General features: G+C 60.3%; 18 protein-coding genes. 7 read left to right on the top strand and 11 right to left on the bottom strand.

Annotation, left to right across the window (positions count from 1 at the left end; genetic code table 11):
• Positions 1-36: 36 nt before the first annotated feature.
• The 5 genes from E4T63_RS24100 to E4T63_RS24080 form a co-directional block, all read right to left on the bottom strand.
• Positions 37-747: a GntR family transcriptional regulator gene (locus tag E4T63_RS24100; RefSeq protein WP_135296602.1), complete on the bottom strand. Its 711-nt coding sequence runs from the start codon at positions 745-747 to the stop codon at positions 37-39.
• Positions 748-770: 23 nt separating this feature from the next.
• Complete coding sequence (locus E4T63_RS24095) at positions 771-1,475, bottom strand: FadR/GntR family transcriptional regulator (RefSeq protein WP_135296601.1); 705 nt, start codon at positions 1,473-1,475, stop codon at positions 771-773.
• An 84-nt stretch (positions 1,476-1,559) separates the two neighbouring features.
• Positions 1,560-2,873, bottom strand: a complete 1,314-nt coding sequence (locus tag E4T63_RS24090) for a C4-dicarboxylate transporter DctA (protein ID WP_007963773.1) — start codon at positions 2,871-2,873, stop codon at positions 1,560-1,562.
• A 281-nt stretch (positions 2,874-3,154) separates the two neighbouring features.
• Complete coding sequence (gene glyA / locus E4T63_RS24085) at positions 3,155-4,408, bottom strand: serine hydroxymethyltransferase (protein ID WP_003228394.1); 1,254 nt, start codon at positions 4,406-4,408, stop codon at positions 3,155-3,157.
• Positions 4,409-4,758: 350 nt separating this feature from the next.
• On the bottom strand, positions 4,759-8,607 hold the full coding sequence (locus E4T63_RS24080; RefSeq protein WP_135296600.1) for a sensor domain-containing protein: 3,849 nt from the start codon (positions 8,605-8,607) through the stop codon (positions 4,759-4,761).
• A 295-nt stretch (positions 8,608-8,902) separates the two neighbouring features.
• Between E4T63_RS24080 and ettA the strand changes: the two genes are divergently transcribed.
• Both ettA and gdhA read left to right on the top strand, forming a co-directional pair.
• Positions 8,903-10,567 (top strand): energy-dependent translational throttle protein EttA, encoded by a 1,665-nt coding sequence (ettA, locus tag E4T63_RS24075; protein ID WP_003228391.1) that lies wholly within the window; start codon positions 8,903-8,905, stop codon positions 10,565-10,567.
• A 346-nt stretch (positions 10,568-10,913) separates the two neighbouring features.
• The gene (gene gdhA / locus E4T63_RS24070; protein WP_135296599.1) at positions 10,914-12,251 is read left to right on the top strand and encodes an NADP-specific glutamate dehydrogenase; all 1,338 of its coding nucleotides are present in this window, start codon (positions 10,914-10,916) and stop codon (positions 12,249-12,251) included.
• On the opposite strand, the gene E4T63_RS24065 is transcribed toward gdhA, so the two are convergent.
• The 4 genes from E4T63_RS24065 to E4T63_RS24045 form a co-directional block, all read right to left on the bottom strand.
• Entirely contained in the window at positions 12,248-12,742 is a 495-nt protein-coding gene (locus tag E4T63_RS24065) for a GreA/GreB family elongation factor (RefSeq protein WP_135296598.1), read from the bottom strand. The genes gdhA and E4T63_RS24065 overlap by 4 nt on opposite strands.
• 71 nt (positions 12,743-12,813) lie before the next feature.
• Positions 12,814-13,170 (bottom strand): hypothetical protein, encoded by a 357-nt coding sequence (locus E4T63_RS24060; protein WP_007963787.1) that lies wholly within the window; start codon positions 13,168-13,170, stop codon positions 12,814-12,816.
• A gap of 218 nt (positions 13,171-13,388) precedes the next feature.
• Complete coding sequence (locus tag E4T63_RS24055; RefSeq protein ID WP_135296597.1) at positions 13,389-15,242, bottom strand: Lnb N-terminal periplasmic domain-containing protein; 1,854 nt, start codon at positions 15,240-15,242, stop codon at positions 13,389-13,391.
• 264 nt (positions 15,243-15,506) lie between these two features.
• Positions 15,507-15,995 (bottom strand): DUF3015 domain-containing protein, encoded by a 489-nt coding sequence (locus E4T63_RS24045; RefSeq protein ID WP_007909797.1) that lies wholly within the window; start codon positions 15,993-15,995, stop codon positions 15,507-15,509.
• A gap of 277 nt (positions 15,996-16,272) precedes the next feature.
• Here E4T63_RS24045 and E4T63_RS24040 point away from each other — a divergent pair, with 277 nt between their 5' ends.
• Positions 16,273-18,711 (top strand): Lon protease family protein, encoded by a 2,439-nt coding sequence (locus E4T63_RS24040; protein ID WP_027612829.1) that lies wholly within the window; start codon positions 16,273-16,275, stop codon positions 18,709-18,711.
• A gap of 326 nt (positions 18,712-19,037) precedes the next feature.
• The gene (locus E4T63_RS24035) at positions 19,038-19,367 is read left to right on the top strand and encodes a hypothetical protein (RefSeq protein ID WP_007963794.1); all 330 of its coding nucleotides are present in this window, start codon (positions 19,038-19,040) and stop codon (positions 19,365-19,367) included.
• 6 nt (positions 19,368-19,373) lie between these two features.
• Here the strand turns inward: E4T63_RS24035 and E4T63_RS24030 are convergent, their stop codons facing one another.
• The gene (locus E4T63_RS24030; RefSeq protein WP_135296596.1) at positions 19,374-21,206 is read right to left on the bottom strand and encodes a hypothetical protein; all 1,833 of its coding nucleotides are present in this window, start codon (positions 21,204-21,206) and stop codon (positions 19,374-19,376) included.
• Positions 21,207-21,380: 174 nt separating this feature from the next.
• Between E4T63_RS24030 and E4T63_RS24025 the strand changes: the two genes are divergently transcribed.
• The 3 genes from E4T63_RS24025 (at position 21,381) to E4T63_RS24015 (ending at position 23,049) form a co-directional block, all read left to right on the top strand.
• Positions 21,381-21,869 (top strand): TIGR00645 family protein, encoded by a 489-nt coding sequence (locus E4T63_RS24025; protein ID WP_007963798.1) that lies wholly within the window; start codon positions 21,381-21,383, stop codon positions 21,867-21,869.
• A 135-nt stretch (positions 21,870-22,004) separates the two neighbouring features.
• Positions 22,005-22,310 (top strand): DUF6482 family protein, encoded by a 306-nt coding sequence (locus E4T63_RS24020; RefSeq protein WP_096795239.1) that lies wholly within the window; start codon positions 22,005-22,007, stop codon positions 22,308-22,310.
• A 121-nt stretch (positions 22,311-22,431) separates the two neighbouring features.
• Positions 22,432-23,049, top strand: a complete 618-nt coding sequence (locus tag E4T63_RS24015; RefSeq protein ID WP_003228367.1) for an FKBP-type peptidyl-prolyl cis-trans isomerase — start codon at positions 22,432-22,434, stop codon at positions 23,047-23,049.
• A 137-nt stretch (positions 23,050-23,186) separates the two neighbouring features.
• Here the strand turns inward: E4T63_RS24015 and E4T63_RS24010 are convergent, their stop codons facing one another.
• Positions 23,187-23,444, bottom strand: a complete 258-nt coding sequence (locus tag E4T63_RS24010; RefSeq protein WP_003228365.1) for a PA4570 family protein — start codon at positions 23,442-23,444, stop codon at positions 23,187-23,189.
• Positions 23,445-23,494 lie beyond the last annotated feature (50 nt).

Genomic DNA, 23,494 nt, shown 5'->3' with positions numbered 1-23,494 from the left:
ATTCACTGTGGGAGCGGGCTTGCTCGCGAAGGCGATCTAACCGGCGACACGATGCTCAAGGGCTGTACCCAGCAAGGTCTGCTCAAGATGATCCAGGTGTTGATTCATCAGTCGCTCAGCCATGGACATATCCCCAGACGCGACCGCCTCGACAATCGCCAGATGCTCCTGCCACGCGCAGCAACCGGGCGTTGATCCATCACACCGCGCAATCGCCAGCGACGTCAACGGCACCAGACTGCCAAGAAAATGCGCCAACGGTGCATTCCCCGCCATTTGTGCCAACTGCAGATGAAACTCGCCGGACAAACGAATCGCCGCCGCACGGCGTTCCTGTGTCACGGCCAGACGTTCACGCTCGACCAGCGTGCGCAACCGTTTCAAACCCTCCGCTGACGTATTCTGACAAGCCAGACGCACCAGCGTCACTTCGGTCAGGCGCCGGGCGTGCAGGGTTTGCCGGGTCTGCTCGGCATCCGGTGTGGCGACCCGTGGCCGATGGTTGGCGCGCAGCACAATCACCTGCTCATGGGACAACTGCGTCAGCACCCGGCGCACATCGGCGCGGCTGACGCCAAACATCTGCTTGAGACTGTCTTCGGTGAAGCGGCTGGCCGGGTCGATTCGCCGGTCCAGAATCGCGTCGAACAGCCGCGGGTACAGATCGTCTGCCGACGCCTGCAGGTGGGAGAAGGGCAGGGGGGCCGACATCTGACGAGTGTGCGGCGACGTGGCAAGGCTGTTCATGGCCGGTCTCCAGTGTGAATCAATCAGTGGCTGAGGTTGTCATCCGGAATGTTCAATTCAACGCCCATGCGCTGGCCTTCACGCAGAATGTGCCGACGCATTTCGGCGCTGGCCTGAGCGCTGTTCTTGCTGCGGATTGCGCGCACCACCGCTTCGTTTTCTTCCAGGCGTTCGGCCAGATGCTCAGGCGAATTGCGCAGCACTTCGGCGCTTTGCTTGAGGGCATTGCTCGTTTGCTGCACCACACTCTGGAAGATCGGGTTCGAGGTCAGGGTGAACAGCTCCTCGTGGAAGGCGATGTAGGCGCTGACCCCGGCTTCACTGTTACCGGCTTCAAGGGCTTCGCGCATGTCCATCAGGGTCAGACGCAATTGCCCGACTTCCTTGCTGCTGATCGACTGCGCGACCAGACCGACGATGAATGGCTCTAGGGTGTAGCGCAGTTGCAGCACGTCTTCGAGGCTGGCGCCGGCCACCGCGCTGTCGTGACTCTGGCTGTCACTGAGCTGGGCGTCGAGCACCACCACGCCTTTGCCCGGCATCGAACGCACCAGGCCAAGGGTTTCCAGGACGATCACCGCTTCGCGCAGGCTTGGGCGGCTGATGCCCAGTTGTTCGGCCAGTTCGCGCTGACCCGGCAGCATGTCGCCGGAGCGCCACTGACCACGGGCGAGGGCGGCGCGCAGTTTTTCTACGACTGAGTTGACGACGGTTGATGTGGTGATCACTTGTCTTGCTCCGTAAGCCCGTTGGGGCTGCCGCAAACAGGATCAAAAGATCGCAGCCTGCGGCAGCTCCTGCGGGGTTGAAAATCAGAACTCTTGCTGGTGCGCCGGAGTTCCGGTTTTACGCGGTTGAAAGGTGTAGCCCTGCTGACCGCTGAGTACTTTGTTTGCGCGTTGTACGTCGATGTCCTTTTCCCAACGGGCGATGGCCACGGTAGCGACGCAGTTGCCGATCAGGTTGGTCAGCGCCCGACCGATGCCCATGAACCAGTCCACCGCCAGTACCAGCACCAGACCCACGACCGGAATCGCCGGGATCGCCGTCAGCGTCGCCGCCAGAATCACCAGCGCCGAGCCGGGAATGCCGTGGGCGCCCTTGGAAGTGATCAGCGACACCAGCAGAATCGTCAGCAGATCGGTCATCGCCAGTGGCGTGCCGGTGGCGTTGGCGATGAACACGATGGCCAGGGTCAGGTAGATCGAGAAACCGTCGAGGTTGAACGAATAGCCGGTGGGAATCACCAGCCCGACGGTCGAGCTGCCAATCCCCAGGTGTTCAAGTTTGCGCATGATCTGTGGCAGCACGGCGTCGGAAGAAGCGGTGCCCATGACGATCAGCAATTCTTCGCGCAGGTACTTGAGCAGGGGCCACAGACGCAGGCCCGAGGCGCGCATTACCACGCCGAGGATCACGCTGACGAACGCCATGCAGGTCAGGTAAAACAAGCCCACCAGACTGCCCAGGTGTTGCAGCGAATCGAGGCCGTACTTGCTGGTGGTGAAGGCGATGGCGCCGAACACGCCGATCGGCGCCAGGCGTACGATCATGCCCATGATCCGGAAGATCACATGGCTCAGCTCGTTGATCAGCCGTGAGATCCCGGAAGCCGCTTCGCCCACCAGATTCAGCGCGCTGCCGAACAGCACCGAGAACAGCAGTACCTGCAGGATGTTGTTGTCGGCGAAGGCTCCGAGCACCGAGGTCGGAATCAGGTCCATCAGGAACTGCGTGGTGGTGTGCATATGCTGGCCGCGTTCGGCGATGTCGCCCATGTCGGCGGCGGACAACTGCTCCAGATGGATATTCGCGCCACTGCCGATGCCGGTGCTGAAGGCGAATACCAGACCGATCACCAGCGCGATGGTGGTCAGCACTTCAAAGTAGATCACCGACTTGAGGCCGATGCGCCCGACCTTCTTCAGATCACCTGCGCCGCTGATGCCGCTGACCACCACGCAGAACACGATCAGGCCGATAAGCATCTTGATCAGTTTGATGAAGCCGTCACCCAGTGGTTTGAGCTGAGCGGAATATTCGGGAAGGGTCAGCCCGCAGACGATGCCGAGCACCAGTCCGAGAACCACTTGGAGGAAGATTGAACGCGAGCACCATCTGAGCATGGGAGGAATCCTGGTCGGTGTCCTGGCTGCCGTGCGCCTTTGGGCGCATCAGATTCAGAACTTAATTATTGTGGTCTTACCGGTATGTCCAGTGCGGGTGCAGTCTAGGCGCGGATTTTTGCGGATCGCAAGTGAAAATTGACGAATTGGCATGACCGGTCTGACCAGTTGTGCGGTGAGTCCCATTCTTGAGCGGTTCAGGCGTTTGAAAAAAATGTGGGCACAAAAAAAACCGGCCAATCACTTGGCCGGTTTTTCATGCTGCGGATTTAACGTCGCGATTACGCGCCGTACACCGGCAGTTTCTTGCAGATGGCTTTGACTTTCTCACGAACGGCGTCGATCACCGCTTCGTTGTTCAGGTCAGCCAGGATGTCGCAGATCCAGCCGGCCAGCTCTTTGCACTCTGCTTCTTTGAAGCCGCGAGTGGTCACAGCCGGGGTGCCGAAGCGCAGGCCGGAGGTGACGAATGGCGAGCGTGGGTCGTTAGGCACGGAGTTCTTGTTCACGGTGATGAACGCTTTGCCCAGAGCGGCGTCGGCGTCTTTACCGGAGATGTCCTGCTTGATCAGCGACAGCAGGAACAGGTGGTTCTTGGTACCGCCGGACACCACGTCGAAACCGCGCTCGATGAACACTTCGGCCATGGCCTGGGCGTTCTTCACCACTTGTTCCTGGTAAGCCTTGAACTCAGGCTGCAGCGCTTCCTTGAAGCAGATCGCTTTAGCGGCGATCACGTGCTCCAGCGGGCCACCTTGGGCGCCCGGGAATACCGCGGAGTTCAGCTTCTTCTCGATCTCGGCGTTGGCGCGCGCCAGGATCAGACCGCCACGAGGACCGCGCAGGGTCTTGTGGGTGGTGGTGGTGACCACGTCAGCGAATGGCACCGGGTTCGGGTAGACGCCAGCGGCGACCAGACCGGCCACGTGAGCCATGTCGACGAACAGGTAGGCACCGACTTTGTCAGCGATGGCGCGGAAGCGTGGGAAGTCGAGGATCTGCGAGTAGGCAGAGAAACCGGCCACGATCATTTTCGGCTTGTGCTCAACCGCCAGACGCTCGACTTCGTCGTAGTCGATCAGGCCGTTGGCGTCGATGCCGTACTGCACGGCGTTGTACAGCTTGCCGGAGGACGAAACGCTGGCACCGTGAGTCAGGTGACCACCGTGGGCCAGGCTCATGCCCAGGATGGTGTCACCACCTTGCAGCAGGGCCAGGTAAACAGCGGCGTTGGCTTGGGAACCGGCGTGCGGCTGAACGTTGGCGTAATCGGCGCCGAACAGCTCTTTGGCGCGGTCGATGGCCAGTTGTTCAACAACGTCGACGTACTCGCAACCACCGTAGTAGCGCTTGCCCGGGTAGCCTTCAGCGTACTTGTTGGTCAGTACCGAGCCTTGAGCTTCCATCACCGCAGGGCTGGTGTAGTTTTCCGAAGCGATCAGCTCAATGTGCTCTTCCTGGCGCTGAGCTTCTTGCTCCATGGCGGCAAAGAGATCGGCGTCGTACTTGGCAATAGTCAAATCACGGCTGAACATGGCGGTCCTCAAGGATCGGGGGCAGAAAAGGGGGGCATTCTAACCCAATGGGTTTTGGATGGCATATGAAACGACATCATGTCGCAGACAAGTGGCGTTCATGACAGATGTGCGGTGCTTTTGCTGGCTCCACAATGGCCGCGTTTCAACCGGAGAATACTGATCCACGGCAAGTCCCTGTGACAGCCAGCCTGCTGGGGATGGCTGCACCGCAGATTTTTCCGGCGTCTGTACCGACCCTTTCGCGAGCAAGCCCGCTCCCACAGTGGACCGCGTATATCCTGAAGAAACCGGGTCAAATGTGGGAGCGGGCTTGCTCGCGAAGGCGTCATTGGCGGTGCCGCAAAAAATCAGTCGAACATGAATAGCGCATCATTGCTGAACTGCGCTTCAAACCGGCTCGCCGGCATTGGCCGTCCGAACAGATAGCCCTGAACCTCATCGCAGCCATGTTCGCGCAGGAAGTCCAGTTGCTCATGGGTTTCCACGCCTTCGGCGATTACCGCCAGATTGAGGCTGTGGGCCATGGCGATGATCGCCCGAGCGATCTGCGCATCCTGTTCGCCTGACGGCAGGCCGTCGACGAAGGTACGGTCGATCTTCAGCACATCGATCGGAAATTGCTTGAGGTAGTTCAGCGACGAATAACCGGTGCCGAAGTCGTCGACCGCAATGCTCAGGCCCAGGTTTTTCAGCCCGGCCAGAATCTGCATTGCTTCGCTGACTTCGCGCATCAGGATACTTTCGGTCAGCTCCAGCTCCAGACACGCCGGTGGCAGCCCGGTTTCGCGCAGGATCGTGGCGATGCGCGTACCGAGCTGGCCATCGGAGAACTGCCGCGCCGAAATGTTCACCGAGACCTTCGGCACGCGCACGCGGTTCTGGTGCCAGGTCTTGAGCTGACGGCAGGCTTCGCTGATGACCCAGTCGCCAACGTCGACCACCAGACCCAGCTCTTCCAGCACCGGAATGAAATCCCCCGGCGGCACCAGCCCGCGACGCGGATGACGCCAACGCAGCAGCGCTTCGGCGCCAGTCAGGCGTTTGCCGTCGCCGCTGAATTGCGGCTGGTAGTACAGGACAAATTCGTTCTGCTCCAGCGCATGACGCAGGTCGCTTTCCAGCTCCAGACGTTCCAGCGCACTGGCGTTCATGTCGGCCTGATAAAACTGGAAGTTGTTCTTGCCGCGCTCCTTGGCGTGGTACATCGCGGTGTCGGCGTTCTTCATCAACTGGCTGAGTTCGTTGCCGTCCTGCGGGCTCAGGGCGATGCCGATACTGGCGGTGACGAAGAACTCGCGACCTTCCAGCACAAATGGACGCACCAGGCTGGCGAGAATCTGCTCGGCCACATGAATCGCTCGGTTCAGCGCCATTTCGCGGCTGGAGCGGTGTTGCAGGAGCAAGGTGAACTCGTCACCGCCCATGCGCGCCACGGTGTCGTCATCGTCGACGCAGGCCAGCAACCGCGTGGCCATGTCTTTCAACATGCGGTCGCCAGCCGCGTGGCCGAGGGAGTCGTTGATCGGTTTGAAGCGGTCGAGGTCGAGGAACATCAGCACCACCCACGACTTCTGCCGTTCGGCCGATTGCAGCGCGGTGTGCAGACGATCCTGGAACAGCGTGCGGTTCGGCAGGTGGGTCAGGGCGTCGTAGTAAGCGAGACGATGGATGCGTTGTTCGCTGGCCTTGCGCTCGCTGATGTCGCTGAAGAAGCACACGTAACTGGCCAGATCGCCTTCATCGTCGAGTACCGCCGTGATGCCGACCCACGCCGGGTAATGCTCGCCGTTACGGCGCTTGAGCCAGACTTCGCCTTCCCAGGTGCTGTGCTGATGCAATTGCTTGAGCACGTAGCGCAGGTGCGCGTCCTGTTGCTCGTCGACGGTGAGCATGTTCGGCAACTGATCGAGCACCTCCGACACCGCGTAACCGCTGACCCGGCTGAAGGCTTCGTTGGCCTGCACGATGTAACCGGCCGGGTCGGTGATCAGGATCGCCGAGGTCGAGTGCTCGAATACCGTGGCGGCCATGCGCAAGTCTTTCTCGGCGCGGCGCTGCTGGCTGATGTCGCGACCGACGCCGAGCACGCCTTCGAACGCGCCGTGTTCGTCCCACACCAGCACCAGCCGCAGCTCGATCGGGATCTTGCGGCCGTCGGCGCGCAGGCAGTCGAACAGGAACATCTGCGTCTGTACCTGGCTTCGCAGTTGCGCGAGTTGCTCAGGCTTGTCGAGTGCTTTGCTGACCCGATCCATCAAGGTGTAGATGCCGGATAGCTGCTGCGGGTTGGCGATCGTCGATTGCCAGCCATTCTGGAAGATCCACTCGGCGTCGTAACCCAGCACCGCCTGCACCGACGGGCTGACGTAGTTCAACGACAGCTTGCTGTCGGTGGAGAAAATCACATCGCTGATGCTTTCGGCGAGCATGCGGTAGCGCTGCTCGCTGTCGCGCAGCGATTCGCTGGCCTCGATCTGCTCGGTGATGTCCTTGGCCACGCCGATGATCCGCGTGACCTGATCATGTTTGTCACGGGCCAGCGCCTGCTCACGAATATCGAAGCGCCGCCATTTGCCGTCGCGATGGCGGAAGCGCAATTGGCACTGCAACAGCTGGCTGTACCCAGCGTGCCGCTGCATCTGCCGCGAGCGGTGGTAATAGTCGGCGTCCTCCGGGTGCAGGAGGATTTCCCAGAAATACTCGCCCATCTGGTGCAGTTCGGTGCGGTTGTACCCGAGGGTCTGGCCGAGGTGGTGGTTGCTGAAAATCATCCGCTGGCTGATCACGTCCTGCACGTACAGATGATCCGGCACGGTGCGCACCACGTCCGACCAGAAGCCTTCGCGTTCCAGCAGCGACAGTTCGATCAGCTTGCGGCTGGTGATGTCGTTGATGCTCAGAATCACCGCTTTATAGTCGTGCAGCTCCTCGGGCAGGCGCAGGACCATCCACAGGTGCTGATCGCGGCCGTTGATGTCCGGCAGTCTGATTTCCAGTTCCAGTTGATTCTGTTGCTGCAAAACTGCGTCGAGCACCTGGTTGCCGATGGCGCACTGGCTGTGCGGATGGCCATCGATCAGCAACTGCCAGGCGTGCTCGCAGGAATTGACATTGAGCAGTTGCAGCGCCACCTGATTGACCTCGGTGACGCGCAGTTCCTGCAGCAGTTGCTGGCGCTGGGCCGGTTGGTCGAGCCAGGCCTTGAGCTGGTCGCTGGTCTGGATCTGTGCTTTGTCGAACACCTGCTTGAGGCCGGACAGGTCGAGCACGCACAACGCAACGCCAGTGCCTTCGAAAATGTCCTGATAGCGCCGGCGGCCTTCATGCAACTGGCGCTGGCGGCGACGCATGTTCAGCAGCGCGATCACCGGCAACATCGAGAACGCCAGGCCCAGCAGGCATTTGCCGATGAACGCTGGCAGCAGTTCTTCGAGCACCCGCTGACGATCGAACAGCCCGCGCAACTGCCAGTCGCTGCTGCTCAGTGGCACGGTCAGCACGGTGTTGGCCATGTCGTCCGGGCTCAGCACCCCGGGCCGGGCAGAAGACAGCGCTTCGTCGCGGCTGATGATCTGATGGTTGAGACGGTTTTCCACCAGCCACAACGGGCGGATGCCGGTTTCGCCCAGCTTGGTCAGCGAGTCGAAGAAGGTCGGGGTCAGGCGCAATACCCAGTAGCCGCGCGTGCTGCCGCTGGCCTGATGCAACAACAGATGCACCACCGAGCCGTCGTCGGCGTTACTGAAGTAATGCGCCTGGGCGCGGCTGCGGCGCACCAGTTCAGCGAGGTAATCGGCGTCGTGGCTGTCGCTGGCGCTGTCGTTGAGGATTTTCCCGGACGGGCTGAGCAGGGCCAGGCTGCGCAGGTCCGGCAGCGATTGCTGGAGCTTGCGCAGCAGCGCCTGCTGTTCGTCGGACGACTGCGGTTGTTCGACGATCGGTAGCAGGTTGAGGGCGATTTGCGCATTCAGCGACATGTTCAGGCTGACCTGCGAGGCGAGGTCGGCGGTGTAGTCGATGGTGTACTGGCGCTGATTTTTCTGGGTCTCGCGCAATTGATCGAGCAGTTGCCAGAACAGCAGGGCCAGCAGCAAAAGTACCAGCGTCGCCAATGCCCCCTTCAATGTTCCGCGCAGGGGCGAGCCGGTCCCCGGATTGGACGCGCTCACAGAAGCTGGCGGGGTAACGTTGGACAAGCTGAAATCCTGCGGTTTGGCTGGACTGGCGCGACGTGCACTATAAGCCGGACGCCCGAAGGGCGGCTAGCATGCCTTGAGTTGTGGCGAAGTGCCAGCCCCACTCGGCTGGACTGCCACCGGTCATTCAGGTAGCTTTGCCGGTTACGCGGGAGCGTTCCAGCTCCTAGAATCAGACTTTTTTCCGCGCGCACGCATTGATGGCCATCAAGTGGTCTAGTGAACGACGCGCATCGGTCTGGCCGGGCATCGCCTGCGCTCCAATCATTCATCTGTCACTGACCCAAGGTTCTCCATGGCTCAATACGTCTTCACCATGCATCGGCTGGGCAAAGTTGTTCCGCCGAAGCGGGAAATCCTGAAAAACATTTCGCTGTCGTTCTTCCCCGGCGCCAAGATCGGCGTACTCGGCCTCAACGGTTCGGGTAAATCCACGCTGCTGAAAATCATGGCTGGCGTCGATACCGAGTTCGAGGGCGAAGCCCGTCCGATGCCGGACCTGAACATCGGTTATCTGCCGCAAGAGCCACAACTTGATCCGACCAAGACCGTGCGTGAAGTGGTCGAGGAAGCGGTCAGCGTGATCAAGGATGCGCAAGCGCGTCTGGACGAGGTCTACGCCGCTTACGCCGATCCGGACGCCGACTTCGACAAGCTGGCAGCCGAACAGGCCAAGCTCGAAGCGATCCTGCAGGCCAGCGATGGTCATAACCTGGAGCGTCAACTGGAAGTCGCCGCCGACGCCCTGCGTCTGCCGGCCTGGGACGCCAAGGTCGAACACCTGTCCGGTGGTGAAAAACGTCGTGTGGCCCTGTGCCGTCTGCTGCTGTCCGCCCCGGACATGCTGCTGCTCGACGAACCGACCAACCACTTGGACGCTGATTCGGTAGCGTGGCTGGAGCACTTCCTGCACGACTTCCCGGGCACCGTGGTCGCGATCACGCACGACCGTTACTTCCTCGACAACGTTGCCGGCTGGATTCTGGAACTCGACCGCGGCGCGGGCATTCCTTACGAGGGCAACTACTCGGGTTGGCTCGAAGCCAAGTCCGATCGTCTGGCGGCCGAATCCAAGCAGCAGTCGGCTCACGAAAAAGCCATGAAGGAAGAACTGGAGTGGGTGCGCAAAGGCGCGAAAGCCCGTCAGTCGAAATCCAAGGCTCGTCTGCAACGCTTCGAAGAAATGCAGTCGCAGGAATTCCAGAAGCGTTCGGAAACCAACGAGATCTACATCCCGGCCGGTCCGCGTCTGGGCGACAAGGTCATCGAGTTCAAGAACGTCACCAAGGGCTACGGCGATCGCGTCCTGATCGACAACCTGTCGTTCTCCATGCCGAAGGGCGCCATCGTTGGCGTGATCGGTGGTAACGGTGCCGGTAAGTCGACCCTGTTCCGCATGCTGATGGGCAAGGAAACTCCGGATTCCGGCACCATCGAAGTCGGCGAAACCGTGCAACTGGCCTGCGTTGACCAGAGCCGCGAAGACCTCGACGGCAGCAAGACCGTGTTCCAGCAGATCTCCGACGGTTCCGACCAGATCCGCATCGGCAACTACGAGATTCCGTCGCGCACTTACGTCGGTCGCTTCAACTTCAAGGGCGGCGACCAGCAGAAGTTCGTCAAGGACCTGTCCGGTGGTGAGCGCGGTCGTCTGCACCTGGCGCTGACCCTGAAGGAGGGCGGCAACGTCCTGCTGCTCGACGAACCGTCCAACGACCTCGACGTTGAAACCCTGCGTTCCCTGGAAGAAGCCCTGCTGGACTTCCCGGGCGCCGCCATTGTGATCTCTCACGATCGCTGGTTCCTGGACCGCGTCGCGACTCACATCCTGGCGTACGAAGACGACTCGCAAGCGGTGTTCTTCGAAGGCAACTACACCGAGTACGAAGCCGACCGCAAAAAGCGTCTTGGAGAAGCGGCGGCCCAGCCACACCGGGTACGCCACAAGAAACTGGCCTGATTCGGGTTGGTTGCATGAAAAAGCGGAGCCTTCGGGCTCCGTTTTTTTTGAGTTTTTTTCAGTGATTCCGAGTCGTGGCCATCGCGAGCAGGCTCACTCCTACAATTGGAATGCGGTCTCCTGTAGGAGTGAGCCTGCTCGCGATATCGATGTAACTGTTGGTGCATTACTTCAATTTGACCTCCCCATTCAGGTGCAGAATCAGCTCAAAAAACCGCCTTATTTATATCCTGTGCACCATTTAATTTCATAACTGCGACATTTTGCGCTGTTCCTGTGCGCAAATCGTTTGTTACAGTCCGGCTCAATCGCTTCCAACGACAATAAATTTGCCGAGACTTTTCCCATGATCGAATCCGTCGAATCCTTCCTCGCCCGCCTGAAAAAACGCGACCCGGATCAACCCGAATTCCACCAGGCCGTCGAAGAAGTCCTGCGCAGTCTGTGGCCGTTTCTCGAAGCCAATCCGCGTTACCTGAACTCGGGCATTCTGGAGCGCATCTGCGAGCCGGAGCGGGCGGTGGTGTTCCGCGTGTCGTGGGTCGACGATCAGGGCAAGGTTCAGGTCAATCGCGGTTTCCGCATTCAGATGAACAGCGCGATCGGCCCGTACAAGGGCGGCTTGCGCTTCCATCCTTCGGTGAACCTGGGCGTGCTGAAGTTTCTCGCCTTTGAACAGACTTTCAAGAACTCCCTGACCTCGTTGCCCATGGGCGGCGGCAAGGGCGGTTCGGATTTCGATCCGAAGGGCAAGAGCGACGCCGAAGTCATGCGTTTCTGCCAGGCGTTCATGAGCGAGCTGTACCGCCACATCGGCGCGGACGTTGACGTGCCGGCTGGTGACATCGGTGTCGGGGCGCGGGAGATCGGTTTCCTGTTTGGCCAGTACAAACGCCTGAGCAACCAGTTCACCAGCGTGTTGACCGGTAAAGGCATGACCTATGGCGGCAGCCTGATTCGCCCGGAAGCCACCGGTTTCGGTTGCGTGTACTTCGCCGAGGAGATGCTCAAGCGCCGCGGGCAGACCGTCGAAGGCAAACGTGTGGCGATTTCCGGTTCCGGCAACGTCGCCCAGTACGCGGCGCGCAAGGTCATGGACCTGGGCGGCAAGGTGATTTCGCTGTCCGACTCCGAAGGCACGTTGTACTGCGAATCGGGCCTGAGCGAAGAACAGTGGCAGGCGCTGCTGGAACTGAAAAACGTCAAACGCGGACGCATCAGCGAATTGGCCACGGCGTTCGGTCTGGAATTCCGTGCCGGTCAGTTGCCCTGGTCGCTGCCGTGTGACATCGCGCTGCCCTGCGCCACGCAGAACGAGCTCGACGCCGAATCTGCTCGTACGCTGCTGCGCAATGGCTGCGTGTGCGTCGCCGAAGGCGCGAACATGCCGACCACGCTGGAGGCTGTGGATATCTTCATCGAAGCCGGCATTCTGTTCGCCCCGGGCAAGGCGTCGAACGCCGGCGGGGTCGCGGTCAGTGGGCTGGAGATGTCGCAGAACGCCATGCGCCTGCTGTGGACGGCGGGTGAGGTGGACAGCAAGCTGCACGCGATCATGCAGTCGATCCACCATGCCTGCGTGCATTACGGCGAAGAGAACGGGCGGATCAACTACGTCAAAGGCGCGAACATCGCCGGCTTCGTCAAAGTCGCGGATGCGATGCTCGCGCAGGGTGTGGTTTAAGCCGGTTCGATGCGAATCACTTCAATCACCTGATCGCCAGCGGGGCGCTGCCACAGCACTTCGTCATTGAGCCGGGCACCAAGCAATGCCCGGCCCAACGGCGAGGCCCAGTTGATCAAACCCTGACTGGCGTCGGCCTGATCTTCGCCGACCAATTGCACCCGACTTTCGGTGTCGTGTTCGTCGGCGTAGGTCACCCAACTGCCGATCTGCACTTTATCGGTCGAGATCGCCGGGGCCGCGACCTGTGCGCTGGCGAGGCGTTGGTTGAAGTAGCGCAAATCTCTTTCGAGATCGGCTTGGCGCTGCTTGTCGGCCCGTTCGCCCTTGGCCGATTGCTCGGCGTGCAGGGCTTGCAGTCCGGCGACCTTGGCCTGCAACTGCGCTAATCCTTGGGGTGTGACGTAGTTGGGCTGCGCACTGACCTGCCGTTCGACGGGCTGATCGGCTTGCGCAGCGGCGTTGTCTTCGTTGACGAAAGCGCGACTCATGCTGTCCTCCTCTGCAAAGAGTTTGGGCCATGGTCGCCGGCATTTGGTTTCACTGGATGTCTGGAAACGACCTATTGCGAGCGATAAGCCCGCCCGGCGTCCTGATCTTTCTGCTGCTGCCAGGCGCGCTCGCGTTCGTCCCAGTGCTCGTTGCGATACTCTTCGCGATCCTTGTTTTCCAGCATTGCCTGGCACTGGCGGAAGCCGTCGGTCCAGCCTTCGGCGTATTGCTTGTCCTTGAGATAGCGCGGCACGTTCTTGCGAAACTCGCCACTGATCGAGCCGGCGGCTTGCCGGCCACTGACGCAGCCATCGTCAAAACCGTCGGCGAAGGCCGGTGGATAACCTTTGGCGATCAAGTCTTCGTGGGTGGTCTGGCAACCCCCGAGCAACAGCAAAACACCCAACAACCCCGCACACCGCCACATCGAAGTCTCCCACGCCGATTTTCGGCTGATTGGGAAAGTCTAGAAGCGGATTCGTCGGGCGTTGGTGAAAGACATGTAAGTAATTCGTTGAATACCGGAGAACCCTGTGGGAGCGGGCTTGCTCGCGAAAGCGCTGGGTCAGTCGAGATTTGAATCGCCTGACACGACGCCTTCGCGAGCAAGTCCGCTCCCACAGGGGGTATTGATTAGGCTTCAGATCAGTAGTGGTACCACTTCACCTCAAGCATCACTTCGGTTTCCGGTGTCGCCACATGACTGAACTCACGCTGCGCACTCAGGCGCAAACCGAGGTTGCGCGACAATTCCCACTGCTGGTTCAGGCTCAGGCTGCGGCGTACTTCGCCGTTGGTGAAGTAGTCGCCCTTGGCCTCGACGCTGAGATTGCCCAACGGGTTTTTCCACAACACGCCGGTGTTGAAGCCAGTTGCCGGCGTGACGAATCCGGCGAAGTCATTGTTGTGCTCGATGCGCACGGTGCCGAGGGCAAAGCCGAGCGTGTCTTCGCCCAACTGCCAGGTGCCGCCACCACCACCGTTGACGTGGCTGACCAGGTTTTCGTCATCGTGTTTGCCGGGTACGCGCTCAAGGCCACCGGTGACCTGCCACGACAGTGGCTGCAGCAGCTCATTGCGCGGGGTCAGCGAGCGGATGGTTGCGAGATCCAGTTGCTGGAACTGCCATTGATTACCTTCGTATTGACGCAGCTTCATCTGCAGGATTTCGATCTGCGCGCCAAGGGGGAAGCTTTCGGCGTTGTCGTTGAGATCGTGATAGGCCATGCGCAAACCGTACTCACCGAACGCACGATCACCGCGGGTGCCGATGCCGGCCTGCCAGGTGCGCGATTCATGGCCGTCTTCGGGCAGGCCCGGTTGCGGGATCTGCAGCTCCGGCGCCGGGTTCTTGTTGATTGCCCGCAGCAGTTCGAAGCTGCGCTGTGCACGTTGCGCATCACGTTCCTGCCCGTTGGCGCGGTAACGCTCCAGACGATAGGCGGCATCGATGATCAGCGCCTGACGATCCCGGGGCAGGGCCTTGAAGGTCGGCTCCTGCAACACCCGTTGATCGGCGCTGACCTTCAGCACCCATTGCTGTTCTTCCTTGTTCAACGGCTCGGCGCGGCTGAGCAGTTCACGCTCGCGGGACGGGCGATATTCGATGCTTTCCACCAGCCCGGCTTCTTTCACCGCTTTGACCGTATCGGTAGGGATGGCGGTCAGCGGGAATTGCTCGGTCAGGCGCAGGCTCGGACGTGCCACTTGCAGCAGTTCGAGCAGGCGATAGGAGCAGTTTTCGTCGAAGAAGAAATAGTCGAACTGGATCTGCTTCAGCTCCCACACATGCTCGACCATGCGCGCGGTTTCTGCTTGCGTCAGGTTCAGCCGGTATTCCCACAGATCGCGGTTTTCCAGGCTGCGGTATTCGGAGAGTTTTTCCTGGTACGGCACCAGTGCGAACAGCCCGGGATAGCCACCCATCAAGCCCTTCCAGGCGTAGAGAATGCTGTTGTCCGAGCCTTCGATGTAGGCGCCGAAATTGATCGCGTAACTCAGCAGCGAAGTCTTGTCGCTTTGCACGTCAGCCTGGTCGATGCGCAGCAGGGTGTGGCCGAACATCGACGACGGGCTGTTGAGGTAGGCCGCCGGGAAGATCATCACCGCGCTATGCGGCGAGACGTCCTTGAACCACTTCTTGAATTCGGCGCAATCGGGGGCGGGCAGATCGGTCAGGTTGAGCTGGGCTTTCAGCCAGCGCGTACGCGCCGGGTAGACGCATTGCGCATGCTGCTCGCCGAGACTGGCCGGGGCGTACAGCGCCTGCACGGTGGCGGCCAGCTCATGGTCGGGGTGTTCGTTGCCATCGGGCGCAAGAAAGAATTTCCTGTCGCTGACATAGCTGCGCCAGCCGCCAAGCTTGGCGGTTTCGTAATGACCGAGGGAAATCCAGAAGCGGTCGTTGGCCAGTTGCTGCAAACGTTGAGGGTCGACGTGAGGCGCGGCGGACAGCGGGGCGCAGACACAGAGCGCCAGCCAGGCAAGGCGTTTGAGCATAAGTGGCAACTTAAGTCGAAAGAAAATAAAACCCGGATCGGGCTGCGATCACTCCCCTGTGGCGAGGGGATTTATCCCCGATGGGCTGCGAAGCGGCCCTCATACCTGCAAAACTCGGTGTATCAGATACACCGAATTGAATGGTTTCACGACTGCTCCGCAGCCGATCGGGGATAAATCCCCTCACCACAGGTTCAGCGTCACATTCGAGTGATTGCACTCAAAACAAAACCCGCTTCCCGAAAGAAGCGGGTGGGGTCGAGCTTAAGCCTGAGTTGCGTACTTGGCCAGACGTGGGTCCGACTTCAGCACGGCCAGGGTGTTGGTATGCACGTCTTCTGCGGTCACGTCAGCCTTGCTGAAGATCTGCTGGAAGTGCTCGTGAGTGACAGCAGCGAAGTGCGCACGGTCTTCCGGCGCCACGCCCAGTACCACGGCGTAGGTCGTCAGCGCTTCGCCGTTGCCCTTGGCCATGTCTTCGGACAGCTCGTTCATCATGCCATTCATGGCGAACCAGGATTTACCGCCGTAGGTCAGCGACGCGTTGGTCGAGCAACCGTTGGTGCCGGAAGTCATACCGAACGTAGCGTTACCGGAGGTGCCGTTAGTGGTGGATGCCAGGAAGTGTGCCGGGGTGCCACGCTGACCTTCGAACAGCATGTTGCCCCAACCGCAATCCGGGCCACCCGGGGCTTGCGCCATGGCGTTGATGGAAACAGCGGTGAAGAGAGTACCGAGAAGAATCCGTTTCATAGCTTTGTTCTCTTTGTGTGCATACCAATGGACAGGGTTCTGACACCTGAAGGTGCCAGTGGGCCGGTATTAGTTCCAGCCGCGCAGTTTGGAGTTTAGGCACGTTCCGGGGGTTCCGTGATTTTTTACAAAAGATTTGGCGATAACCCCGGATTCACGGGGGACGGGGCGGGGTGGCCCGGTTGACTATGCTTTGTCGTGTGGCGCGCCTTGCCAGTGGGGCACGGGCAGCGCCAGAATGCCGCTATCCGCCCCGCCTGATTGTTAAGGAAGCCCGATGCCTGATCCTGTTGCTGCCAGCCTGCGTATAGCGCCCGAAGCGCTGACTCGTCCGTTTTCCGCTGAACAGTTCAGCTTCACTACCACCAATGATCTGGAGCCCTTTCGCGGTGTGCTCGGCCAGGAACGTGCGGTCGAAGCCTTGCAGTTCGGTGTGGCGATGCCACGCCCCGGTTACAACGTCTTTGTCATGGGCGAGCCCGGCACTGGCCGCTTCTCGTTCGTCAAACGCTACCTGAAGGCCGAAGGCAAGCGCCTGCAGACCCCGGCGGACTGGGTCTACGTCAATAATTTCGATGAGCCGCGCGAGCCCCGCGCGCTGGAATTGCCTTCTGGCACGGCGGCTTCGTTCATCGGTGACATCAACGGCCTGATCGATAACCTGCTGGCAACCTTTCCGGCCGTGTTCGAACACCCGTCCTACCAGCAGAAGAAAAGCGCCATCGACCGCGCCTTCAACCAGCGCTACGACAAGGCCCTCGATATCATCGAACGGCTGGCGCTGGAGAAGGACGTCGCCCTGTACCGCGACAGCAGCAATATCGCCTTCACGCCGATGCTTGAAGGCAAGGCGCTGGATGAAGCGGAATTCGCCCAATTGCCGGAAGCCGAGCGCGAACGGTTTCACGAAGACATCTCCGGCCTCGAAGAGCGTCTGAACGAAGAACTCGCCAGCCTGCCGCAGTGGAAGCGTGAGTCGAACAATCAACTGCGTCAGCTCAACGAGGAAACGATCACCCTGGCCTTGCAGCCGTTGCTCTCGCCGTTGTCCGAGAAGTACGCGGAGAACGCTGCGGTCTGCGGTTACCTGCAAGCGATGCAGGTGTACTTGCTGAAAACCGTGGTCGAGCAACTGGTCGACGACAGCAAGACCGACGCCGTGGCGCGCAAGCTGCTGGAAGAGCAATACGCGCCGAGCCTGGTGGTCGGTCATCCGGCCAGCGGCGGGGCGCCGGTAGTGTTCGAGCCGCACCCGACTTACGAAAACCTGTTCGGGCGCATCGAGTACACCACCGATCAGGGCGCGCTTTACACCACTTACCGGCAGTTGCGTCCAGGTGCTTTGCATCGGGCCAATGGCGGCTTCCTGATCCTTGAAGCGGAAAAAATGCTCAGCGAGCCGTTCGTGTGGGACGCGCTGAAACGCGCCCTGCAATCGCGCAAGCTGAAAATGGAATCGCCGCTGGGCGAGATGGGCCGTTTCGCCACGGTGACCCTCAACCCGCAACACATTCCGTTGCAGGTCAAAGTCATCATCATCGGCGCGCGGCAGTTGTATTACACGCTGCAGGACCTGGATCCGGACTTCCAGGAGATGTTCCGCGTGCTGGTCGACTTCGACGAAGACATCCCGATGGTCGACGAAAGCCTGGAGCAGTTCGCCCAGTTGCTGAAAACCCGTACTTCGGAGGAAGGCATGGCGCCGCTGACCGCCGATGCGGTGGCGCGTCTGGCGACCTACAGCGCGCGGCTGGCCGAGCATCAGGGGCGTTTGTCGGCGCGGATCGGCGATCTGTTCCAACTGGTCAGTGAAGCGGATTTCATTCGTCATCTGGCCGGTGATGAAATGACCGATGCCGGGCACATCGAGCGGGCGCTGAAAGCCAAGGCCACTCGCACCGGTCGGGTCTCGGCGCGGATTCTCGACGACATGCTCGCCGGGATCATCCTGATCGACACCGACGGCGCCGCGGTCGGCAAGTGCAACGGGCTGACCGTGCTTGAAGTCGGTGACTCGGCGTTCGGTGTGCCGGCGCGGATTTCCGCCACGGTGTACCCGGGCGGCAGCGGTATCGTCGACATCGAGCGCGAGGTCAACCTTGGGCAACCGATCCACTCCAAGGGCGTGATGATCCTTACCGGGTATCTGGGCAGCCGTTACGCCCAGGAATTCCCGCTGGCGATTTCCGCGAGCATCGCGCTGGAGCAATCCTACGGTTACGTTGATGGCGACAGCGCATCGCTGGGCGAGGCTTGCACGCTGATTTCGGCGCTGTCGAAAACCCCGCTCAAGCAGTGCTTTGCGATCACCGGTTCGATCAACCAGTTCGGCGAAGTGCAGGCAGTCGGCGGGGTCAACGAGAAGATCGAAGGTTTCTTCCGCCTCTGCGAAGCGCGCGGGCTGACCGGCGAGCAGGGCGCGATCATTCCGCAGGCCAACGTCGCCACGCTGATGCTCGACGAGAAGGTGCTGGCGGCGGTGCGCGCCGGGCAGTTCCACGTGTACGCGGTGCGTCAGGCTGACGAAGCGCTGAGCCTGTTGGTCGGCGAGCCGGCCGGTGAGCCGGATGCTGACGGTCAGTTCCCCGAGGGCAGCGTCAACGCGCGCGTGGTCGAGCGTCTGCGGGTGATTGCCGAGATGATCAGTGAAGACGACCTCAAAGAGGCGGAAAAGGAACTGGCGCAGGAGGCACTAGCCGAAGCCAAACCAGCCTGACCGCAAACGCGGTAAAAACTGTGGGAGGGGGCTTGCTCCCGAAGGCGGTGTACCAATCGACACATTAGTTGATTGAGACACCGCCTTCGGGAGCAAGCCCCCTCCCACAGTTGTTTTTCCAGATTGATTTTTGCGCTGATCTTCGGGAAAAGTGCCACTACTCTGGCGTCAGAATTCACACAATGACCATTCGGCGCCTTCTGGTTCTATCCAGCTTGCGCGGCGGACTTTTCTTCTATTCTCTGCTCAAGGACATCGACAGTATCACTGGATCGAAACAGCTTTCGCGTGAAGGCTGAATACAGGCTTTACCGAGGGTCGCCGCCATGTCGCGCAACCTCTGCCTCACCCGTCAGTGCCTGGGTCTTGTGACCCGCATCGAATGCGCCATCAAACCGTTGGCCGGCGATAACGGCATGTGGACCTTGCTCTTCGCTGCCGGCATGGCTGGCGAACAACCCTCCGCCATCAAGGCCCAGGGCCCGTTTCACGGGCCGGTCGCCGCCGAGTCGATTCTCGACACTATTGTGGAAAGCCTGACGATGCACGGCTACGAGCTGGCCGACGATCCGCAGATCTGGAGCCTGCACCTGCAGGCACAGTTGCGCCAGATCAATGGCGGGCGTGGGCGTACGGTCGGCGTGTTCGACCACTAGGCGCAATCATGGCGCGGTGTCGGACTGCTGCGCCTTGTCGAGTTTGACCTCAAAGCCGTATTGCACGGTATTGAGCTCGGTCCGCTGATAGGTCTCCACGTGCGTTGGACGGCCATAGAAGTAATGCACGCCGAACAGCGCCGGGCCATCCGCACTCGCGTCATGACTGACCGAGAGAATCTGTTTCAGGTAGTTGCCGCTGTCGTCCTTGACGAAGAATCGCCAGGCGTTGGCCGGAAACAGTTTCAGGTCCACCACCAACGTGTTGTTCTTGATCTCCAGGCCTTTGGGCAGGGATTTGGCGTCGTAGGCTTTTTTTCCCACGCTGGCGAGAAACAGCGGCATCGACCCCACGGCAATCGCCGGGGTTTCCGGAAACAGGTTCAAATCGTAAGTGATGGTCGCCTGCAGCGGATCGACCTGATACGCCTCGGGCGGCAGTTCGATCGGCTCATCGAGCTTGCCGCTGCGTTTCTCGGTGAAGAACGTCACGGGACTCTCGCCGGGGCTGAAATCATCACCGAGCAATTCATCGTTGAAGGTTCGCCGGTGAGAGAACTCGATGCGTGCAGCGCTCGGATCCTCCACGGACTGATGGATGCGGATACCGGCCTTCAACGCTTCCTCGGTGAGGCTCGCGCCCTTGAGCCAGTTCGGCGCCAGATCGTCATAGACGACCACCGCCGGGTCCAGCGGTTGGATGGCTTTTTCGGTGGTGTGCTGGCTGAAAGTGCGCACTGGCAGATCCAGTGTTTTGCGGGTCACGGTTGCCGATGAGAAATCCAGCACGCTGACTTCGAGGGTGTCGATGGGGCCGTTGAAGTAGACCTTGTTGTAGCGGCGCGGATGCTGCTGCTCGAAGGTCTGCTGTTCGTCCTCCAGCTGTTTTTCCAACGCCTCGCTCCAGGTTTTCTGCTGTTGCAGATACGCCAGTTGTTTCTCGTAGAAGGCGACTTGTGCCGGGCTCTCATTGATTGAGCCGGCGCGCACCAGGTATTGCCCGCTGGTGTCACGGGCCTGAACGATGACTGGATTGAGCTGCGCACCCTCGACCTCAGGGGCCAGTGGCAGGCTGTTGCTGAATTCGACTTCGGCGTAGTTCTTTTCAAGCTTCAACAGGGTGACGCTGAGGTTGTCATCGGTGCGGGTCTGGCCGACGTCCTTCTGGCTCAGGTTGAAGCTGAACAGGCGGCGCGGCGCGATGACTTCGACTTTGCCTTGCAGGCTCACCGGTTGTGGCTGGCTCTTCTTGTCCACGTCCAGCCCTTCGATGAACGGGTAGGTCACGGTCAGGTCATCGGGGTTGTTGACGTTGGAGCTGGACGGGCTCAACTGAATGCCGGGATCGGTTTCCGACCACTCCGGCTGATAGGCGATCACGCGCTTGTTGCTCAGGGTCACCGACTGCCATTCCACGCCGTGCCGGAATAGAAAGCCGCCGGGAATGTTCAGGTTGAACGGGAATACCGGTTGCAGGTCGGTAAGGTAATCGGAGCTGGCGTCCTTGTGCAGCACGAACAGTCCGTTGATAAAGGTATCGACCAGCGCCTGCGGCGAAGGGTAGTGCTTGAGGATGCCGAGGGTGTCTTCGCCGTAGACGGTTTTCAGCGGTGTGCTGTCGAGCTTGAGCTGCGCGCGTTCGAGCAGCAGCAGCGAACCGCCGAGTTCGGTCACGGCGTCCTTGAGTTTCGGGTCGGTAATGGCGTCCAGTGAGTGTTCGAAGGTTGCCGTCTTCGCGTCGAGGCTGACCGAGGGCTTTTTCTCATCGCCGGGTGAGCAGCCACCCAGCAGCAGAACGAGGCAAATTCCGGCAGTCGTCAACGGTAATCGCACATGCATTTCCAGTCGTCCTGTCCACTTTCGCTAGGCGGTCAATGGTTTGGACAGTAGCAGAAAAAAATTCACACACACACGCAGGTTGCGGTGATGGGAGGTGCGAGCCGGGCGGTTTCTGGCGGTCACGGGCGGCTGGTATACTCGCCGCCGATTTCAATCCTTATTGTGTGAGAGTCAATGGAACGCTTTATCGAAAATGCAATGTACGCCACGCGCTGGCTGCTGGCGCCGATCTATATCGGGCTGTCCCTCGGGCTGCTGGCGCTGGCATTGAAATTCTTCCAGGAAGTGTTTCATGTCATTCCCAACGTGTTTTCCATGGCCGAATCGGATCTGATCCTGGTGCTGCTGTCGCTGATCGACATGGCGCTGGTGGGCGGCCTGCTGGTGATGGTGATGATTTCCGGCTACGAGAACTTCGTGTCCGAGCTGAACATCGACGAAGGCAAAGAGAAACTCAGCTGGCTGGGCACCATGGACTCCTCGTCGCTGAAGATGAAAGTGGCGGCGTCGATCGTGGCGATTTCCTCGATCCACCTGCTGCGGATCTTCATGGATGCCAAGAACGTCGATCCCGAGCACCTGATGTGGTACGTGATCATCCACATGACCTTCGTGATTTCGGCGTTCGCGATGGGTTACCTGGACAAGCTCACCAAGCACTGATCATTGTTTGATCGCTGCAAAAAAAACGCCCGTCTGTTGCGAAACAGACGGGCGGTGTCGTTTGTGGCTTGTGCTTTGGCGCGCGCGGGCATATCCCTGTAAGGGTCCTGGCTCGCCACCGCACGAGGTGCGTTCATGAACCTGCAAGAGTTGAATGCGTTTGCCATCGCCAGAAAGGTCGATGAGCTGAACCTGATCTCCATGGAGGGCGGGATTTATCTGCTCGAGGCGCGGATGCACGGGGCGGCGTACCCGCTGAGTGATCTCAAGGGCGAGATGCTGCAGCTGCGTTCGGTGGAGCATGCACGGGATCTTTTGCATAACTTTCCGGTGCTGCCGTTCAACCTCGTACACACCTCGGTGCACGATGAAATGTGCGGCCTGGGCGTCAGTGACGAGGAAAGCCTGAAAGTGCCGCTGGCCTGGCGCTCGGCCCTGTAGGCGTTGCGCCCCATCGCCGGGCATCTGTGCTAGTCTGCTCGCCCTTTTGGTTCCGGGCGCGCCGGGACGCGCTGTGCACGCACGGCAAGTCTGATGGCCGTCCGCACAGCGGAGCAGTGTCATGTCCGAAGTAAATCTGTCCACCGACGAAACCCGCGTCAGCTACGGTATTGGCCGTCAGCTGGGTGACCAGCTGCGCGATAACCCGCCACCGGGTGTCAGCCTGGACGCCATCCTGGCCGGTCTGACCGACGCATTCGCCGGCAAGCCAAGCCGTGTCGATCAGGAAGCCATGTCCGCCAGCTTCAAAGTGATCCGCGAGATCATGCAAGCCGAAGCCGCTGCCAAGGCTGAAGCCGCCGCAGGCGAAGGCCGTGCGTTCCTGGCTGAAAACGCCAAGAAAGAAGGCATCACCACCCTGGCTTCCGGTCTGCAATTCGAAGTGCTGACCCAGGGCGAAGGCGCCAAGCCATCCCGTGAAGACACCGTGCGTACTCACTACCACGGCATGCTGATCGACGGCACTGTGTTCGACAGCTCCTATGATCGTGGCCAGCCAGCAGAATTCCCGGTTGGCGGCGTGATCGCCGGCTGGACCGAAGCTCTGCAACTGATGAATGCCGGCAGCAAATGGCGCCTGTACGTGCCGAGCGAACTGGCTTACGGCGCTCAAGGCGTTGGCAGCATCCCGCCGCACAGCGTTCTGGTATTCGACGTCGAGCTGCTGGACGTTCTGTAATGCCTGGCCTGTCCCGGTGACAGGTCAATAATGTGGGGGCGGGCTTGCTCGCGAAGGCGTCCTTTCAGGCAAACCATTCGTTGCCTGATACAGCGCTTTCGCCAGCAGGCTGGCTCCCACAGTTTTTTCCGCGCTACTCATATTTCGATCTTGTGATGCAGCTCATTGGTCGGGCGCAAGGCCCGGGCATAGCAGAACAGGAACAGATTGCGCACCAGCTCCTTGAGCACCAGCGGTTCGCTGGAATTCAGGCTGCTGACGTCCAGATCACCCTGATCCTGCAGCTCATGCAGCGCTTCTTCTTCCAGTACCGCACAGACTTCGCCGGTTTCCCGATGCAGGATCCTGAGGTATGGGTGTGGGCGATCCAGCCAGGCGTCGATCAAATAAGTCATGGGTCTCATCTCCTTGAAAGGTTTCAATGAGAATAATTCTTATTCGTCAA

This window comes from Pseudomonas fluorescens (assembly GCF_004683905.1).
GTDB lineage: Bacteria > Pseudomonadota > Gammaproteobacteria > Pseudomonadales > Pseudomonadaceae > Aquipseudomonas > Aquipseudomonas putida_A.
This window is presented reverse-complemented; position numbering and strand designations above follow the sequence as displayed.

Excerpts from the sequence above, each read along its gene's own strand:
- E4T63_RS24100 (WP_135296602.1), bottom strand. The coding sequence starts at position 747 with ATGAACAGCCTTGCCACGTCGCCGCACACTCGTCAGATGTCGGCCCCC.
- E4T63_RS24090 (WP_007963773.1), bottom strand. The coding sequence starts at position 2,873 with ATGCTCAGATGGTGCTCGCGTTCAATCTTCCTCCAAGTGGTTCTCGGA.
- glyA (WP_003228394.1), bottom strand. The coding sequence starts at position 4,408 with ATGTTCAGCCGTGATTTGACTATTGCCAAGTACGACGCCGATCTCTTT.
- ettA (WP_003228391.1), top strand. The coding sequence starts at position 8,903 with ATGGCTCAATACGTCTTCACCATGCATCGGCTGGGCAAAGTTGTTCCG.
- gdhA (WP_135296599.1), top strand. The coding sequence starts at position 10,914 with ATGATCGAATCCGTCGAATCCTTCCTCGCCCGCCTGAAAAAACGCGAC.
- E4T63_RS24065 (WP_135296598.1), bottom strand. The coding sequence starts at position 12,742 with ATGAGTCGCGCTTTCGTCAACGAAGACAACGCCGCTGCGCAAGCCGAT.
- E4T63_RS24060 (WP_007963787.1), bottom strand. The coding sequence starts at position 13,170 with ATGTGGCGGTGTGCGGGGTTGTTGGGTGTTTTGCTGTTGCTCGGGGGT.
- E4T63_RS24055 (WP_135296597.1), bottom strand. The coding sequence starts at position 15,242 with ATGCTCAAACGCCTTGCCTGGCTGGCGCTCTGTGTCTGCGCCCCGCTG.
- E4T63_RS24045 (WP_007909797.1), bottom strand. The coding sequence starts at position 15,995 with ATGAAACGGATTCTTCTCGGTACTCTCTTCACCGCTGTTTCCATCAAC.
- E4T63_RS24040 (WP_027612829.1), top strand. The coding sequence starts at position 16,273 with ATGCCTGATCCTGTTGCTGCCAGCCTGCGTATAGCGCCCGAAGCGCTG.
- E4T63_RS24035 (WP_007963794.1), top strand. The coding sequence starts at position 19,038 with ATGTCGCGCAACCTCTGCCTCACCCGTCAGTGCCTGGGTCTTGTGACC.
- E4T63_RS24030 (WP_135296596.1), bottom strand. The coding sequence starts at position 21,206 with ATGCATGTGCGATTACCGTTGACGACTGCCGGAATTTGCCTCGTTCTG.
- E4T63_RS24025 (WP_007963798.1), top strand. The coding sequence starts at position 21,381 with ATGGAACGCTTTATCGAAAATGCAATGTACGCCACGCGCTGGCTGCTG.
- E4T63_RS24020 (WP_096795239.1), top strand. The coding sequence starts at position 22,005 with ATGAACCTGCAAGAGTTGAATGCGTTTGCCATCGCCAGAAAGGTCGAT.
- E4T63_RS24015 (WP_003228367.1), top strand. The coding sequence starts at position 22,432 with ATGTCCGAAGTAAATCTGTCCACCGACGAAACCCGCGTCAGCTACGGT.
- E4T63_RS24010 (WP_003228365.1), bottom strand. The coding sequence starts at position 23,444 with ATGACTTATTTGATCGACGCCTGGCTGGATCGCCCACACCCATACCTC.